Annotated in this window: 18 protein-coding genes; 3 read left to right on the forward strand and 15 right to left on the reverse strand. The window is 59.0% G+C overall.

What is annotated here, in order from left to right; translation table 11 throughout:
• Window positions 1-311: 311 nt before the first annotated feature.
• Genes BUQ81_RS05710 through BUQ81_RS05740 form a run of 7 tightly spaced genes read right to left on the reverse strand, consistent with a single transcriptional unit; the run spans window position 312 to window position 7,094 of the window.
• Window positions 312-632, reverse strand: coding sequence for a hypothetical protein (locus BUQ81_RS05710; protein ID WP_074201448.1), 321 nt, complete (start codon window positions 630-632; stop codon window positions 312-314).
• Window positions 629-1,858, reverse strand: a complete 1,230-nt coding sequence (locus BUQ81_RS05715; RefSeq protein WP_074201449.1) for an aminotransferase class V-fold PLP-dependent enzyme — start codon at window positions 1,856-1,858, stop codon at window positions 629-631. The genes BUQ81_RS05710 and BUQ81_RS05715 overlap by 4 nt, the downstream gene beginning before the upstream one ends.
• A gap of 57 nt (window positions 1,859-1,915) precedes the next feature.
• Entirely contained in the window at window positions 1,916-3,232 is a 1,317-nt protein-coding gene (gene sufD / locus BUQ81_RS05720) for a Fe-S cluster assembly protein SufD (protein ID WP_074201450.1), read from the reverse strand.
• On the reverse strand, window positions 3,204-3,962 hold the full coding sequence (gene sufC / locus BUQ81_RS05725) for a Fe-S cluster assembly ATPase SufC (protein WP_143598469.1): 759 nt from the start codon (window positions 3,960-3,962) through the stop codon (window positions 3,204-3,206). The genes sufD and sufC overlap by 29 nt, the downstream gene beginning before the upstream one ends.
• Before the next feature lie 21 nt (window positions 3,963-3,983).
• Window positions 3,984-5,450, reverse strand: a complete 1,467-nt coding sequence (gene sufB / locus BUQ81_RS05730) for a Fe-S cluster assembly protein SufB (RefSeq protein WP_074201451.1) — start codon at window positions 5,448-5,450, stop codon at window positions 3,984-3,986.
• Between the two features lie 34 nt (window positions 5,451-5,484).
• Window positions 5,485-6,183 carry a hypothetical protein gene (locus BUQ81_RS05735; RefSeq protein WP_074201452.1) on the reverse strand — a complete coding sequence of 233 codons (699 nt, stop codon included), beginning with the start codon at window positions 6,181-6,183 and terminating at the stop codon, window positions 5,485-5,487.
• Complete coding sequence (locus BUQ81_RS05740) at window positions 6,165-7,094, reverse strand: metal ABC transporter solute-binding protein, Zn/Mn family (RefSeq protein WP_084188269.1); 930 nt, start codon at window positions 7,092-7,094, stop codon at window positions 6,165-6,167. Before BUQ81_RS05740 ends, BUQ81_RS05735 begins: the two co-directional genes overlap by 19 nt.
• Here BUQ81_RS05740 and BUQ81_RS05745 point away from each other — a divergent pair.
• Window positions 7,089-7,838 carry an ATP-binding cassette domain-containing protein gene (locus BUQ81_RS05745; RefSeq protein WP_074201454.1) on the forward strand — a complete coding sequence of 250 codons (750 nt, stop codon included), beginning with the start codon at window positions 7,089-7,091 and terminating at the stop codon, window positions 7,836-7,838. The genes BUQ81_RS05740 and BUQ81_RS05745 overlap by 6 nt on opposite strands.
• Window positions 7,831-8,613 (forward strand): metal ABC transporter permease, encoded by a 783-nt coding sequence (locus tag BUQ81_RS05750; protein WP_074201455.1) that lies wholly within the window; start codon window positions 7,831-7,833, stop codon window positions 8,611-8,613. Before BUQ81_RS05745 ends, BUQ81_RS05750 begins: the two co-directional genes overlap by 8 nt.
• A gap of 200 nt (window positions 8,614-8,813) precedes the next feature.
• On the opposite strand, the gene BUQ81_RS05755 is transcribed toward BUQ81_RS05750, so the two are convergent.
• Window positions 8,814-9,122 carry a BolA family protein gene (locus BUQ81_RS05755; RefSeq protein ID WP_074201456.1) on the reverse strand — a complete coding sequence of 103 codons (309 nt, stop codon included), beginning with the start codon at window positions 9,120-9,122 and terminating at the stop codon, window positions 8,814-8,816.
• Window positions 9,122-9,598: a DUF302 domain-containing protein gene (locus BUQ81_RS05760; protein WP_084188270.1), complete on the reverse strand. Its 477-nt coding sequence runs from the start codon at window positions 9,596-9,598 to the stop codon at window positions 9,122-9,124. The genes BUQ81_RS05755 and BUQ81_RS05760 overlap by 1 nt, the downstream gene beginning before the upstream one ends.
• Before the next feature lie 117 nt (window positions 9,599-9,715).
• On the opposite strand from BUQ81_RS05760, the gene BUQ81_RS05765 reads away from it, so the two are divergent.
• A complete protein-coding gene (locus BUQ81_RS05765; RefSeq protein ID WP_074201457.1) occupies window positions 9,716-9,970 on the forward strand; it encodes a 2Fe-2S iron-sulfur cluster-binding protein in 255 nt (84 codons plus the stop codon).
• A 106-nt stretch (window positions 9,971-10,076) separates the two neighbouring features.
• Here the strand turns inward: BUQ81_RS05765 and radA are convergent, their stop codons facing one another.
• The 6 genes from radA to hisC all read right to left on the reverse strand — a co-directional run bounded on the left by radA (window position 10,077) and on the right by hisC (window position 15,973).
• The gene (radA, locus tag BUQ81_RS05770; protein ID WP_074201458.1) at window positions 10,077-11,447 is read right to left on the reverse strand and encodes a DNA repair protein RadA; all 1,371 of its coding nucleotides are present in this window, start codon (window positions 11,445-11,447) and stop codon (window positions 10,077-10,079) included.
• Between the two features lie 64 nt (window positions 11,448-11,511).
• Window positions 11,512-12,174, reverse strand: coding sequence for a cytochrome c1 (locus BUQ81_RS05775; RefSeq protein WP_074201459.1), 663 nt, complete (start codon window positions 12,172-12,174; stop codon window positions 11,512-11,514).
• Complete coding sequence (locus BUQ81_RS05780) at window positions 12,167-13,420, reverse strand: cytochrome b (RefSeq protein WP_074201806.1); 1,254 nt, start codon at window positions 13,418-13,420, stop codon at window positions 12,167-12,169. Before BUQ81_RS05780 ends, BUQ81_RS05775 begins: the two co-directional genes overlap by 8 nt.
• Window positions 13,421-13,437: 17 nt before the next feature.
• Entirely contained in the window at window positions 13,438-14,049 is a 612-nt protein-coding gene (petA, locus tag BUQ81_RS05785; RefSeq protein WP_074201460.1) for a ubiquinol-cytochrome c reductase iron-sulfur subunit, read from the reverse strand.
• Window positions 14,050-14,175: 126 nt separating this feature from the next.
• Window positions 14,176-14,922 (reverse strand): Nif3-like dinuclear metal center hexameric protein, encoded by a 747-nt coding sequence (locus BUQ81_RS05790; protein WP_074201461.1) that lies wholly within the window; start codon window positions 14,920-14,922, stop codon window positions 14,176-14,178.
• Entirely contained in the window at window positions 14,909-15,973 is a 1,065-nt protein-coding gene (gene hisC / locus BUQ81_RS05795) for a histidinol-phosphate transaminase (protein ID WP_074201462.1), read from the reverse strand. Before hisC ends, BUQ81_RS05790 begins: the two co-directional genes overlap by 14 nt.
• Window positions 15,974-15,976 lie beyond the last annotated feature (3 nt).

Below are 15,976 nucleotides of genomic sequence, written 5' to 3' on the forward strand. Positions count from 1 at the left end.
TTTTTTCACTCGCCAACTCAACCTCTGTCGTCGTTGGCGGAGCGCGTATTATAGTGACTCCAGAAGAACTTTCAAGAGGCTTTGAGAAGTTTTTTTCCGCACCGTCCGGTGCGTCTCAATCCTGCTTGTTCGCCCCAGAGGCTACCCCCTGAAGCGAGATGCGTATTATAGGGATCAGCCAGAAGCTTTCAAGTCCCTTTCGCATCTTTTTTCCGAAAAGCCGGGGCAAGTACTTCGCACTGCAGACCCGGCTCGTCGGGAAGGCGTATTATAGGAACAGCAGCTCAATGTTCAAGAGGAATGTGTAACTTTTATTGCAGACTTCCTGACTGGGGATCTTCTGGGGCTTCCACCGGTTGGGGCGATACCCAGTAGCGCTGCGAAAGAATCATGGACAGCTGGGTAGAACTTTTCAGCGGATCATCGATCTGTACCACCTCTCCCTTGCTGCTGGTAAGGCTTCCCTGCCTTTTAGCCTCTTCTATCAATGGACGTACCCAGTCCACACCCTGTCCCTGCAGCTCCCCGGTCTCGATATTCCAGAACACAACGGTTTCCGGGATTTCATTTTCAAATTGTGGCAATGGGGTCAGCCCCATGCGAATCCAGGCCAATGGCTTCTTCTCACTCACAGCAGCATATCCCTTGCTTCATTGATGGAGGCAACAAGACGGTCGATGTCCTCCTTGGAATTGTACACGCCCAGCGAGGCACGTACGGTTGCGGGTACATTAAAGTGCTGCATGACCGGCATGGTACAGTGATGACTGGCACGCACGGCAATGCCGTCCTGATCCATGAGTGTGGCCATGTCGTGAGGATGCGCGCCGTCCACAATAAAGGAGATCACACCCCCCTTGTGCTCGGACGTACCAATAATGCGCAACCCTTCAATTTCCTGCAGCTGCTCTGTGGCATAGGTGAGCACGTCATGCTCATAATGAAAAATAGCCTGCCGCCCCAACTGCTCCATCCATTTGGCCGCCTCTGCAAGTCCGATGGCGCCGGCGATATGGGGTGTGCCTGCCTCGAATTTATAAGGCAGAACGTTATATTCCGTCTTTTCAAAGGTGACGGAATAGATCATGTCCCCACCGCCCTGATAGGGCGGCATTTTTTCAAGCAGTTCCTCACGCGCATACAGCACGCCAATGCCGGTGGGCCCATACATCTTGTGGCCGGAGAGCACATAGAAGTCACATTCCAGTGTCTGCACATTCACCGGCATATGAGGTACAGCCTGCGCCCCATCCAGAAGCACTTTTGCACCTGCAGCATGCGCCTTGTCCACAATCGCCTTGACGGGATTAATCGTCCCCAGCGCATTGGACATGTGGGTAATCGCCACCAGCCGTGTGCGCTCGCTCAAGAGTGCATCCAGCGCATCCAGCTGCAACTCACCGACATCATTGATGGGCAACACCTTGAGCACAATGTCAAATCGATCCCGCAAAAGCTGCCACGGCACAATATTGGAGTGGTGTTCCATTTCGGAGATGATGACTTCATCGCCGGGCTGCAACAGCTGACCAAAACTGCTGGCCACCAGATTGATGCCTTCCGTAGCACCGCGCACAAAGACGATTTCACGGGTTGAGCGTGCATTAAGAAAGGCTCGCAGGGTTTCCCGGGCACCCTCATAAAGCTCGGTCGCCCGTTCGCTGAGACCATACACCCCACGGTGCACATTGGCATTCTGTTCTCGGTAATAGCGATCAAGCGCTTCAATAACGCATAGCGGCTTCTGCGCGGTGGCGGCACTGTCCAGATACACGAGGGGGCGGCCATTTTCCTGCTGCTGCAGAATCGGAAATTGTGCGCGAATGGCTTGAACGTCCAATCTTTTCTCCTGTCTCATCTTTCAAATACAGAAAGGCCCGCATGACACGGGCCTTTCGTTGCCATGCAGATCCGGTCAGGGATTCAGCTTGGCTGCCAGCAGATCGTGCAACCAGTGGCGCACGGCATCGTTACTGATACTTTCCACCGGCTCGGTCAAAAACGCGGTGGTAATAAGCAGGCGTGCATCGGCCTCGCTAATGCCGCGGGCACGCAGATAGAATACCTGATCCCGATCCAGCTCACCGGTTGCGGAACCGTGGGAGCACTTGACGTCATCGGCGTAGATTTCCAGACGCGGCTTGGCGTCCACCTTGGCCTTCGGACCCAGGAGGAGATTCTTGTTATCCATGAGCCCATCGGTCTTTTGCGCACCGCGCGCCACGCGGATCATGCCATCAAAAACACCACGGGCAGCATCATCCACCACCAGCTTGTGCAGCTGGCGGCTGGTACAGTTGGGTACATCGTGCCCGGTATAGGTACGCGAATCCATCACCTGCGTGCCTGTCGCCAGGCCGGCGCTGTTGATATCGGCATTGGCATTTTCGCCCAGCAGGCAGGTATGCGTCATGTGACGAGTAACCGAGCCGCCCAACGCCGCATAAACACTGGCGCTGTCGCTGCCATCCTGCTGGCGCAGGAAATGGTGCGCCATATGAAAGGCCTGCTCACTCACCTGCTGCAGCTTGACGTGACGTAGAATGCCGCCGCTGCCCACATCCGTTTCCATCACCGGCACGCTCAGGGCCGCACCATCCCGCAACGTCGCATGGATTTCAATCAGGCTCAGCTGCGCCTGCGGCTCGACCCGCAGCAAATGACGCGGCGCTGCAATACCATTGGATTGCGTATAGAGGTGCAGCAGCACAACCGGCAGATCTACCATGCCAGTTGCGCTCAGCTGAGCGCCGCGTTCCAGCAGCGCCAGATTCATCAGTTCAAACGCATCGCGCTCCACCGTGGCCAACTGCTGCCAGCGCTTCAGCGTCAGCTCATCCACCTGCTCGATGGAAGCAAGCGCCACACCTTTTGGCAAGGGATCCGAAAGGTCGGGCTGCCAGACGCCATCCACAAGCACCTGCACACTGGCAGCAAACGGCGGGCGCATCGTCTCAACCTGGGAAGCATCGACCGAACCTGCGGCTGGCGTGGCATAGTCTGCCTTGAGCACATCGTTTAGCGGGGTATACTGCCAGTCCTCGTCCTTGCGCGAGGGAAACCCGCGTGTTTCCAGAGCCTGCAGCGCCTGCATGCGCACATCACGCCGCAACGGCCGAGGATCACTGGCATTCAGCGCTTCAACCGCGCTGCGCACCCACGCCAACAGCTTGTCGGACTGGGGATGACGCGGAAAGTCCTGCTTAGCCAAACTGGCGGATGAGGTCGTCATAGCCTTTCTCCTCCAGTTCATGAGCCAGCTCAAAGCCGCCGGACTTGATAATGCGGCCGTTGTAAAGCACATGCACAAAATCCGGCTTGATGTAGTCCAGCAGGCGCTGATAGTGGGTCACCACGATAAAGCTGCGCTGCCCGTCCCGCAGACTGTTCACGCCGTCGGCCACGATACGCAGCGCATCGATATCCAGTCCGGAGTCAGTTTCGTCCATTACGGCCAGCTTGGGCTCCAGCATCGCCATCTGGAAAATGTCGTTGCGCTTTTTCTCACCACCCGAGAAACCCACGTTTACGGAGCGCTCCAGCATGTCCGGGCGCATCTTGAGCAGCTTCATCTTTTCAGCCGCCAGTTCTTCAAATTCGTGCATTTCCAGCGGCGGCAGGCCGCGCGCTTCACGTACCGCATTGACCGCGGTAAACAGGAACAGCTTGTTGGACACCCCCGGTATTTCCACCGGATACTGGAACGCCAGGAACAGACCGGCGCGAGCACGCTCTTCCGGCTCCATCTCCAGCAGGTCTTCGCCGTCGAACAGTACGCGCCCGTCGGTCACTTCATAGTCCTCGCGACCGGCAAGCACGTTGGCAAAGGTGGACTTGCCCGAGCCATTGGGGCCCATGATGGCGTGCACCTCGCCCGGGTTCACCTGCAAGTTCACGCCCTTGAGAATTTCCTTGTCCGTTTCCGCCACCTTGGCGTGCAGATTGTTTACGTCCAGCAACATTGTCTTGTCCTCAAATTCCGATTAACCGACCGAGCCTTCCAGGCTGATCTTGAGCAACTCTTCCGCTTCCTGTGCAAACTCCAGCGGCAACTCCTTGAATACTTCCTTGCAGAAACCGTTCACCATCATGGAGATGGCATCCTCTTCGTCGATGCCGCGTGCCTTGAAGTAGAACAGCTGATCCTCTCCGATGCGACTGGTGGTCGCTTCGTGCTCCACCTGCGCAGTGGGGTTTTCAATTTCGATATAGGGGAAAGTGTGCGCGCCGCACTTGTCGCCGATCAGCATGGAGTCGCACTGGGTATAGTTGCGCGCGCCCTCGGCACCCGGCATCACCTTCACCAGTCCGCGGTAGGTGTTGTCGGACTTGCCGGCACTCAACCCCTTGGAAATGATGGTGGAACGGGTGTTCTTGCCGATATGGATCATCTTGGTGCCGGTATCGGCCTGCTGACGGCGGTTGGTCAACGCCACCGAGTAGAACTCGCCGATGGAGTTGTCCCCTTTCAGAATACAACTGGGGTACTTCCAGGTGATCGCCGAGCCGGTTTCCGCCTGGGTCCACGACAGCTTGCTGTTGCGCCCTTCGCACAGGCCGCGCTTGGTCACAAAGTTGAGAATGCCGCCTTCGCAGTCCTCGTCGCCCGGGTACCAGTTCTGCACAGTGGAGTATTTCACCTCCGCGTCCTCGTGCACCACCACCTCGACCACCGCGGCGTGCAGCTGGTAGCTGTCGCGAATGGGCGCGGAGCAGCCTTCGATGTAGCTGACATAGCTGCCCTTGTCCGCAATCAGCAGCGTGCGCTCAAACTGGCCGGTCTTGGCCTCGTTGATGCGGAAGTAGGTGGAAATGTCCACCGGGCAGCGCACGCCGGGCGGGATATATACGAAGGTACCGTCGGATGCTACCGCCGCATTGAGTGCGGCGAAGAAGTTGTCGTGATACGGCACTACCGAGCCCAGGTACTTGCGCACCAGATCCGGATACTCCTGCACCGCCTCGGAGAAGGAGCAGAAGATAATGCCCAGTTCCTTCAACTTTTCCCGCTGCGTGGTACGCACGGAAACGGAGTCGAAGATGGCATCCACAGCGATGTCCGCATCATCGTTCAATGGCACGCCCAGCGCCTCGAAGGCCTTGGCCACTTCCGGATCAATCGCCTCCTCGGTTTCCTCAGTGGCGCAGCCGTCGGTCGCACAGCTGGCGCACTGGGGTGCGGCATAGTAGCTGTAATCCTGATAGTCCAGCGGTTCATATTCCGCCTTGGCCCAGTGCGGCTCCTTCATGGTGAGCCAGTGACGATAGGCTTTCAGGCGCCACTCCAGCATCCACTCCGGTTCGTTTTTCTTGGCGGAAATGGCGCGGATAACATCCTCGTTGATGCCCTTTTCCAGCTTGTCCACCACCGTCTGGGTATAGAAGCCCTCCTTGTAAAAGGAGCTCTTTTCCAACAGGGTGTTGATTTCCTGATACTGCGTTTCAGACATGGCGATTCGCGTCCTGTTATCAATCCCGAGCATTCTACTCGGAAATTACCTCAATGTCCACGTCTTCACCGGGTGCGCGCACCGCCTGCAACGCCTCCGAAAGCCGCTCCAGATCCAGATTTTCCACCTGCATGATCAGCCGCCCCACCGGGCCGTCTTTTATTGCTGCGGCATGGGTATACAACCCGCTCAGACTGCCTTCAATCGCCACCGCATTGGCATATTCGAGCGTCTGCACCACCCCCTTGATACGCCAGAAACGCATGGGCGTGCTCTGCTCCAGCCCCTGAAATACAAACAGCAGATGATCCAGCACCACGGTGGGCAGCTGCACGATAACCCCTGTTCGACGTGGCCACCCGCAACTGCAGGCAGCTTTTGAAGAAGTCCTTGGAAAGTCGGGAGGCGGTGGCTGCAGAAAATGACTGAAATAAAGGGGGGTCCCCGACTTTTTCAACGGTGCCAAAAATTCACGCCAGCGCATCTGTGTTTCAATGGGGCTTTCTTCGGCAAAATGGCCTATTAGGGCGTCTGCCCGCTGCAGACAGGACGTCAGTACTGTTTTGATGGTTTCATCCAGCGGTTGGCGCAGATCCAAGACCCACCACACGGCCCGCGCTGCGGGCAACGTGTCGTCGTGCCATTCCTGCAACCAGGACGGCTCGGGCTGCGCCGCAATCCAGCGGCTTTTGCCGCTGCCGGGCAACCCCGCGATCAGGACGGGCTCAGACATTGCACGTAGCCTTTCACAATGCTGCTGAACCAGTCATCCAGTGCATTGTGTTGCCAGCCGAGCACATCCACCGCCTGCGTGCGCACTGGCAGGCCGCGCACCAGCTGACGAAGCAGACGGGGATTTTTGTGTGCCGGATAGAGAACGCAGCGCACATTGGCCTGCTGGAGCCGCTCGCGCATCGCCAGCAGGCGTTTAAGACCGATGCCACTGGCAGGCGGCTCGATTACACCCACCTTGTTCAGGCGATAGGTTTCGTCGAAATAGGCAAAGGCATCGTGCAGCACCATATAGGGCACATCTCGCAACGGTTTCAATGCAGCATCTGCCTGTTCATCCAGCTGCGTCAGCTGGGCAAGCGCCGCCTGCTCACGCGCCTGCACGGCCTGGCGTTGCTGCGGATGCAGGGTCTGCTGCACGGCAGCAACCGCCCGAACCAGGGCACGGCCGTTTTGCGGCGACAGCCACAGGTGGGGGTTGAGATGCAGTGCGTCCTTTTCCGCCGGCGCGTCTCCGTCAACACCGTGAGCATCTCCATGCTCCGCTTCACTGTCGTGATGGTGGCCCTCGCCATACAGCAACTTCACCCCCTCCAGCGCAGACCAGACCAACAACGGGCGTTGATGCGCCCGCGCCCAGCGGTACAAGGGGGACTCCAGTGCGGGGGCAACCAGCACAATATGGTCAGCCTCGGCCAGCGCCCGGATCTGGGAAGGCTTCAGCGCCCAGTGATGGGGCGACTGACCGGGCGGCAGCAGCACCGTCAGCGTATCCTCCGGCAACAGCATCGGTCGCACCCAGTGGGCCACGGCCGGCAGACTGACGACCCAGTGCGAAGCCCAGCTTGGGAGCGCCATGCTCCACAACAACGCTCCGAGCAGCAGCCACTTCCTTACAATACCCCTATGCATACGGAACTCCTTGTTCAACTGAAACGGATCACCTTCGGCTATCAGCCTGCGCAGCCGGTGCTGCAGGATGTGAGTCTGACCCTGCGCCGTGGCGAGATTTTAACCCTGATCGGCCCCAATGGCGCCGGCAAATCCACGCTGCTGAAGATCATGCTCGGCCTGTTGCAGCCGCAGGCGGGCACGGTGTGGCGCCGCGACGGATTGCGCTTCGGCTATGTGCCGCAAAAACTGCACGTGGACGCCAGTCTACCCATGACCGCACGGCGCTTTATCGAACTGGGGCTACCGCCGGGCACGCATACACTGAGCAACCGCTGGGTAGAGCTCACACGCGTGAGCGCGTTGCTGGATAAACCGCTGCAGGGACTGTCCGGCGGTGAATTGCAGCGGGTGATGCTGTGCCGTGCGATTCTGCGCCAGCCGGATGTGCTGGTGCTGGATGAACCGCTGCAGGGCGTGGATGTGCAGGGGCAGAAATTTCTCTATCAACTGCTGGTGACCATCCGCGATGAACTGCAGTGCGCCATTGTGCTGATCAGCCACGATCTGCATCTTGTCATGGCGCAGACCGACCAGGTCATCTGTCTCAATCACCACATCTGCTGCAGCGGCACGCCACAGAGCGTCGCGGAGCATCCGGAATACCGCCGCCTGTTTGGCGAGGATGCCGGCCTGTTCGCCATTTACACCCACCATCACGACCCGCACCGCTGTGCCGAACACGAGGGCTGCACCCATGAATGATTGGCTGCTCTGGATCGGGCTGGCGGGGATCATGCTGGGGCTGACGGCCGCTCTGCTCGGAGTGTTCGTCGTGTGGCAAAAGCAATCTTACTTCGGTGCCACACTGGCCCATACCGCCCTGCTGGGGGTGGCACTGGGGCTGCTGCTGCGCATTGACTGGCAGTGGAGCGTGATTGCGGTTGCCCTGCTGACCGGCTGGGCGGTGCATGCCCTGATGAGACGCACGCGCCTTTCCAGCGACACCCTGCTGGGCATGCTGGCCCACTCGACCCTTGCCATCGCGCTGGTGCTGTTGAGTTATACGCCGGTGCAGATCAGCCTGGACAGCCTACTGTTCGGTGACCTGCTGGCGATCACGCCTCAGGATGCGTGGTTATTGAGCGGACTGACACTCCTGACCGGTTTGTTCTACTGGCGCCACTGGCGAGATCTGCTCAATATCACCCTCAATCGTGAACTGGCGTTTGCCGAAGGCGTGCCGGTTCAACGCGTGGAGCGGCTGTTTATCCTGCTGCTGTCGCTGGTGATCGCCCTGTCCATCAAACTGGTCGGCGTGCTGCTGATCACCTCACTGCTGATTTTGCCACCGGCTGCAGCCCGCCATCTGAGCCGCACGCCGGAACAGATGCTGGCAGGAAGCGTCCTGATTGCGGTTGTCAGCGGGGTAGGCGGACTGGCGCTCTCGTGGCAGCTGGACTGGCCCAGCGGCCCCGCCATTGTCGTGGTAGCCACCGCCGGCTTTTTGTTGCTGCTGCCGCTTCGGCGTGGCCAGTAATCAGGTCCCGCAGGACGCCAGCCCGCGTTTCGGCGTCCGCCGCCCAGCGGTCAAGGCCCAGTTGTTCGGCAAGAGTGTCATTCCACACCACCAGATCTGGTGCACGCACCGGCTCCGGGTCGATGCGCACCCACAGGTCCCGCGGCAGATTCGTATAGGTGTATTGAAAAGGCCAGTCGCTTGACTGGCCTTTCTTGACTTCAGGCACGCTTGCTCCCGCCCCGACACGGTGGTGATGGCGGCGCACCGGTACGCTGCGCCCACTCCAGCGGTGTATAGGTGTGCAGCGCCAGGGCATGAAACTGCGCCATCAGATCACCCAGTGCCTCATGCACGGCGCGGTGGCGCTTGATCAGCGGGAGACCGTCAAATTGATCACTCACGATCACCACCTTGAAATGGCTTTCCGTCGCCGGGCCGCTGTGCTGATGGCTTTCGTTTTCCACCTGCAGTAGCGCAGGTGTCAGATGTTCGGCAAGACGCTGTTCAAGCTGTGCCTGCAGGCTCATCAATAGTTCTCCACAATGCCTTCGATAATGTCGCGCAGCAATTTTTCCACAGGTTTGAAAGCCGGCTCATTCTTCGGCCCAATACGATAGGCGAGAAAGACCTTGCCCGGTTCGCCCGCCACATCGTAAACGGAAATCGCGTAGGGGCACAGCACGATATTGTGCGGGTTGGCACGCACCAGCTTGTTGGAAATGTCCGACTTGCAGAACAGGAAGATTTCCGCCCCACCGGGATAGACGGAATCCTTGAAGCCGATGTCCTTGCCGGTGCGCTCCAGCATCGCCTTTGCATGACTGATATAGCTGATGACCATGCCGCGGGATTCGATTGCATCCTTCAGGTCATCACGCACATCCTGATAGTCAGCCTCGACGGCCCAAACCATGGCTTCGCCCATCTGCTTCGGCCAGTCACTGCCCCCTGCCCATACACTCAAGCTCAGGGCCCAAAGTACGATCAGCAACCCTTTACGCATCGTCTCATCCTCCTCATTTGCAGACGCAAAAGAATGTTTAATTTACGCCCCCTGCCCGCAAATTGCATCCCTGATAGAATATTTTTGTTTTTGAGCAACCTCAATAAGGAAACTGATATGAGCAAGATCATTGTCAAGGGTCAGGGCGAGTGCGAGTTTGACGGGCAGTTTTCCATTCTGGAGTGTCTGGATGAAGCCGGCTTCGACGTGCCCTACAGCTGTCGTGGTGGCAGCTGCGGCGCCTGTGAAGTGAAGCTGGTGCAGGGCGAAGTGGAATATGTGCAGGATCATGCCTACGAGCCGCAACCGGGCCACATCCTCACCTGCTCCACCATTCCCAAGTCTGAAATTGTGGAGATCGAACTGCCCTGATCGCAGAAAGGCTGTTACGTACCTCAAAGGCCCCGTTTTTCGGGGCTTTTTTGTGCCGGCAGAAAATGGGCCTGTAAAAAAGTCGGGGACCCCTTCCGAAAACCCCTTAAAGTTCGCTCAGCACCTTGAGTGCGTCCTGCAGGGTGCGCACCGGATACACCTGCATGCCGTCAGTGGCATGCTTTGGCTGGTTGGCATAAGGAACGATGGCACGGCGAAAGCCATGCTTGGCCGCCTCTGCAATGCGCTCCTGACCCGACGGCACCGGGCGGATTTCCCCAGCCAGCCCCACCTCCCCAAACACAATCAGATCCTGTGGCAGAACCTGATTGCGCAGGCTGGAGACAATGGCCGCCAGGGTAGCCAGATCCGCGGCCGTTTCGGTCACCTTTACGCCGCCAACCACATTGAGATACACATCCTGATCACCTGCCTGAACACCGCCATGACGGTGCAGCACCGCCAGCAGCATGGCCAGTCGATTTTGCTCAAGCCCTACGCTCACGCGCCGCGGTGCACCAAATGGGGCGCTGTCCACCAGCGCCTGCAGTTCCACCAGCAGCGGACGCGTACCCTCCCATACCACCATCACCACCGAACCCGGTGCAGGCTCGCCACGACTGAGGAAAATGGCAGAAGGATTGCGCACCTGCTTCATGCCGCCTTCAGTCATGGCGAACACGCCCAGCTCATTCACCGCGCCAAAACGGTTTTTCAACGCGCGCAGGGTGCGAAAACGGCTATCACTACGCCCCTCCAGAAACAGCACGGCATCGACAATGTGTTCCAGCACGCGCGGGCCGGCCACTTCACCGGACTTGGTGACGTGGCCCACTAGAAAGATGGCCGTTTGCGACTGCTTGGCATAGCGCGTCAACACAGCCGCGGCTTCACGCACCTGCGACACGCTGCCGGCAGCAGACTGAATCTCGGGGACCTCCATGGTCTGGATGGAGTCAATCACCATCACCTGCGGTTTGGCCTGAGCCGCCTGTGCCACAATGGCCTCCACGTCGGTTTCCGCCAGCAACTGCAGCGCGTCGGTTGGCAGCTTCATCCGCTGCGCCCGCAACGCCACCTGCTGCAGGGATTCCTCTCCGGTGACATAGAGTACCGGCCTTTGCTGGCTCAGCAGCAACAGCGTCTGCAGCAGCAGTGTGGATTTGCCTACACCGGGATCGCCGCCCACCAGCGCCACTTCGCCCGGCACCAGGCCGCCGCCCAGCACCCGATCCAGCTCGCCCAGGCCTGTGGGCCAGCGCGCCACATCCTGCGCCTGCACATCGCTCAGGCGCTGAATGCCGCTGCCGCCCACGCCGGCATACCCGCCCGCACGAACGGCGCGGCGCGCCTTGCCTGTGCTCAGACGGATCTCCTGCAGGCTGTTCCAGGCACCACACTCGGCGCACTGGCCTTGCCACTTGCTGAACTCCGCGCCACACTCGGTGCAGACATAGGCACTTTTGGCTTTTGCCACGCTCACGACTCCCTGAAACAAAAAGCCCTGCACAAGGCAGGGCTATTGGTAGCGTCCGACGCGATTATTTCACGTCGCGCCAGTATTCCTTCTTCAGCAGGTAAGTAATGATGAAGAAAATAAACAGGAACAGCAGGACCTTCCAACCCAGATCCCAGCGCTTTACCTTGATGGGCTCACCCACATACTCCAGGAAGTTGGTGAGATCCCGTGCGAGCGCTTCCCGCTCATCCACCTTGGCAAAACGATACTTGTCTTCCAGCACGTTGGGCATGGCGGTTCCGGGCAGGTAGTGGTTGTCCCATACACCCTTTTTCGGGTCCTTTTCAAAGTAACCCAGCAGGAAGCTGTAGATGTAGTCCGACCCTTTCAAGCGCGCCACCAGCGACAGGTCGGGCGGCGTGGTGCCCAGTACCTGATGAATCGCCTTCAGATCGCCGCGCGCCATGACCGGGTCGACCGGTTTGCTCAGGCCTTTGGCCATCTTGGCCACCACTTCCTCATCCGTCCAGCTCAGATCACGGGCGATACGGTTATAGCGGATATATTTGAGAGTGTGACAGGCCATGCAGTAGTCGGAAAAGGCAATGGCGCCACGACGCAGGGAAGCCTGATCACGCAAGTCATTGTTGGCCTTGTGCAGCTCCACCCCGCTGTGGCCGCCCCCTGCCACGGCAAACAGGGGGAGAAGCAGGCCAACCGTTATCGCAAAGAATTTCTTAACCATGATATGTCACCCTCGTTGGCACCGGTTTGCACTTTTCCCGCGCCGATGTAAACGGCAGCAGAATAAAGAACGAGAAATACCCCAGCGTAAACAGCTGTGCCAGACGGGTCAGGGTTGGCGTGGCCGGCTGTGTGCCAAGATACCCCAGGGCGATAAAGCTTACCGTGAACACCGTCAGCAGAATCTTGAAGGACAGCCCACGGTAACGGATCGAGCGCACCGGACAGCGATCCAGCCAGGGCAGCAGGAACAGCACACCAATGGCACCGCCCATGGCCATGACACCCAGGAACTTGTCCGGGATGGCGCGCAGAATGGCGTAGAACGGGGTGAAGTACCACACCGGTGCAATGTGTTCCGGCGTCTTCAGCGGATTGGCCGGTTCAAAGTTGGGCGGCTCGAGGAAGAAACCGCCCCCTTCCGGGAAGTAGAAGATTACCAGCGCAAACAGGAAGGCAAAGGCCACTGCACCAACGCTGTCCTTGACCGAATAGTAGGGGTGGAATGGAATGCCGTCCAGCGGCGTACCGTCAGGCCCCTTGACCTTCTTGATATCAACCCCGTCCGGATTGTTGGAGCCGACACGGTGCAGGGCCACGATATGCAGGAAAACCAGGATCAACAGCACCAACGGCAGCGCAATCACGTGCAGAGCGAAGAAGCGGTTCAGCGTGGCATCGGAGATCACATAGTCACCACGAATCCACACAGCCAGATCGGGCCCCACAAAGGGGATGGCACCAAACAGGGAGATGATGACCTGCGCCCCCCAGTAGGACATCTGCCCCCACGGCAGCAGGTAGCCCATGAAGGCTTCACCCATCAGCACCAGGAAGATGAGCATACCGATGATCCACACCAGTTCGCGCGGCTGCTTGTAGGAGCCATACAACAGCCCCCGGAACATGTGCAGATAAACAACGATAAAGAAGGCCGAAGCACCGGTAGAGTGCATGTAGCGGATCAGCCAGCCCCAGTCCACATCACGCATGATGTATTCGATGGAGTTGAACGCCTCCGCCGCGCTGGGCTTGTAGCTCATGGTCAGCCAGATGCCGGTGACGAACTGATTCACCAGCACCAACAGCGCCAGTGAGCCGAAGAAGTACCAGAAGTTGAAATTCTTGGGCGCGTAGTACTGGCCCACATGCTCATTCCACGTCTCCACCAGCGGCAGGCGCTTGTCGAGCCAGTGCAGCAGCGAGCCCGGCTTGGCAAAATCCGGGGTGTCGCCACGCTCCGGCATGGGTTTGTTCACATCGCTCATGCCTGGCCTCCTTCCTTGGGATCTTCACCCACGCGGATCAGCGTGGCACTGCGGTAATGGTGCGGAGGAATTTCCAGATTGGTGGGCGCCGGCACCGCCTTGAATACGCGTCCAGCCAGATCGAAGCGGGAGCCATGGCAGGGACAGAAGAAGCCGCCGGGCCAGTCGCTGCCCAGATCCGCATCGCCAGGATCCGGCTTGAACAGTGGCGCACAGCCCAGGTGCGTACATACGCCCACAGCTACAAACATTTCCGGCTTGATGGCGCGGTAGTTGTTCTTGCAATAGGGCGGCTGGATGGACTCATTGGAATCCGGATCACGCAATTCAGACTCAACCTTGTCGAGGGTCGCCAGCATCTCCGGCGTGCGTTTCAGCACCCATACCGGCTTGCCGCGCCAGTTCACGGTCAGCAGCTGGCCATCTTCCAGCTTGCTGATATCCACATCCACCGGGGCCCCCAGCGCCTTGGCACGCTCACTGGGCTCCCACGAGGCCACAAACGGCGTCGCCAGAAAGGTGGCACCGATGGCGCCCATGACACCCGTGGCGGCCACCAGCATGCGCCGGCGCTTGATGTCCACATCCACTGTTTTCTGTTCCCGCATGGCTTGCGCCTCTTTTGTTCAATCTGGCCTATTCTACCGATGCGCAGCGGGGCACCGCATTAATGTTGCTTCGCACATCATTAGATTATTTTATAAGTTCAAATTATGAGCAGCCATAAATAAAACTCATACTGGATTGGGGATATCAACGAACCGCACCTTCAACTCCGGGAAAACCGCCTGCAAGTGTTCGCCCAGCGCCTGAACCCCGACCCGCTCTGTGGCATGATGACCGGCCGCCAGATAATGAATGCCCAGCTCCCGTGCCTGATGAGTGGTCTGCTCGGAAACCTCGCCACTCACATATACGTCTGCCCCCCAGTCTGCAGCGCGATCAATGTAGCCCTGCGCTGCACCACTGCACCAGGCGACGATCTGAACGCGCTCTGGCCCGCCTGGCAGATGCAACGGCGCGCGCCCCAGTGTTCGCTCTACCGTCAAGACGAATTCTTCCAGTGGCACCGCCGCTGGCAGGCGTCCCAGTCGCACAAGACTGTCGTCGTCCGGTGTGATGTCATGCAGCTCCCACAGTTTGCCCAGCTGCGCGTTATTGCCCAGCTCAACGTGGGCATCCAGCGGCAGGTGGTACGCCACCAGGTTGATGTCATGCTGCATAAGGGTGCGAATGCGCCACCCCTTCATGCCGGTCAGTGTGACCGGCTCGCTTTTCCAAAAGTAACCGTGGTGCACCAGCACCATGTCCGCCTGCCAGCGTACCGCCATATCCAGCAGCGCCTGACAGGCGGTAACCCCCGTTACGATCCGTGTAACCGTCTCCGTCCCCTCAACCTGCAGACCATTAGGCGCATAGTCGTTGAAAGCGTCCGGCTTCAGCAGGCCATTCAAATAGGCCAGCAGTTCATCCCGCTTCACTGACAATCTCCTCCAGCGCTGTCAGCAGCGCATCATTTTCGTGCGGCGCACCGATAGTGATGCGCAGCCAGTTGCGAATACGCGGCGCCTTGAAGTGGCGCACGATAATGCCCCGCTCACGCAGTGCCTGCATCACCACCTCGGCAGGACGGGGCGGACGGGTAAAGACGAAGTTGGCCTTGGACGGCAACACTTCGAAGCCCAACCCTGTCAATGCCTGTGTCACCCGCTCGCGCTCGCGCATGACCCGATCGCGCACATCCTGAAAATAGGGCTCGTCCCCAATGGAGGCGATCCCGGCCGCTTCCGCCAGCCGATCGATGGGATAGGAATTGAAACTGTCCTTGACCCGCACCAGCGCCTCGATAAGCTCGGGCGCACCCAGTGCATAGCCCAGACGCAACCCTGCCAGTGAACGAGACTTGGAGAAAGTTTGCACCACGAGCAAATTGTCATAACGGGCGATCATAGGCACGGCACTCTCGGCACCGAAGTCCACATAGGCCTCGTCCACCACCACCACACTGTCAGGATTGCGCTGCAGCAACGCCTCGATATCCGCACGGGACACGGCCCGCCCCGTGGGTGCATTGGGATTGGGGAAAATAATGCCGCCATTGGGCTGATCGAAATCAGCCAATACCAGGGAAAAGTCGTCTCGCAATGGAACGATGCGGTAATCGATCTCAAACAGGTTGCAATAGACGGGATAAAAGCTGTAGCTGATATCCGGGAACAACAGCGGCGCGTCATGCTTGAGCAGGGCCTGGAAGGCATGCGCCAGCACTTCATCGGAGCCGTTGCCCACAAAGACGTTTTCCACCTTCAGCCCGAAATAATCGGCCAGTGCCTGCTTGAGCCGGGTGGAATCGGGATCCGGATACAGGCGCAGCCTGTCATCCGTGGCCGCCGCAATGGCCTCAAGCACCTTGGGCGACGGCGGCCATGGATTTTCATTGGTGTTGAGCTTGACCAGATTGGGGTGCTGCGGCTGCTCTCCCGGCACATAGGGGGTCAGCCGATGCACCACCTCGCTCCAGTAGCGGGGCACGGA

Origin of the sequence: Sulfurivirga caldicuralii, assembly GCF_900141795.1 — a bacterium.
Lineage (GTDB): Bacteria > Pseudomonadota > Gammaproteobacteria > Thiomicrospirales > Thiomicrospiraceae > Sulfurivirga > Sulfurivirga caldicuralii.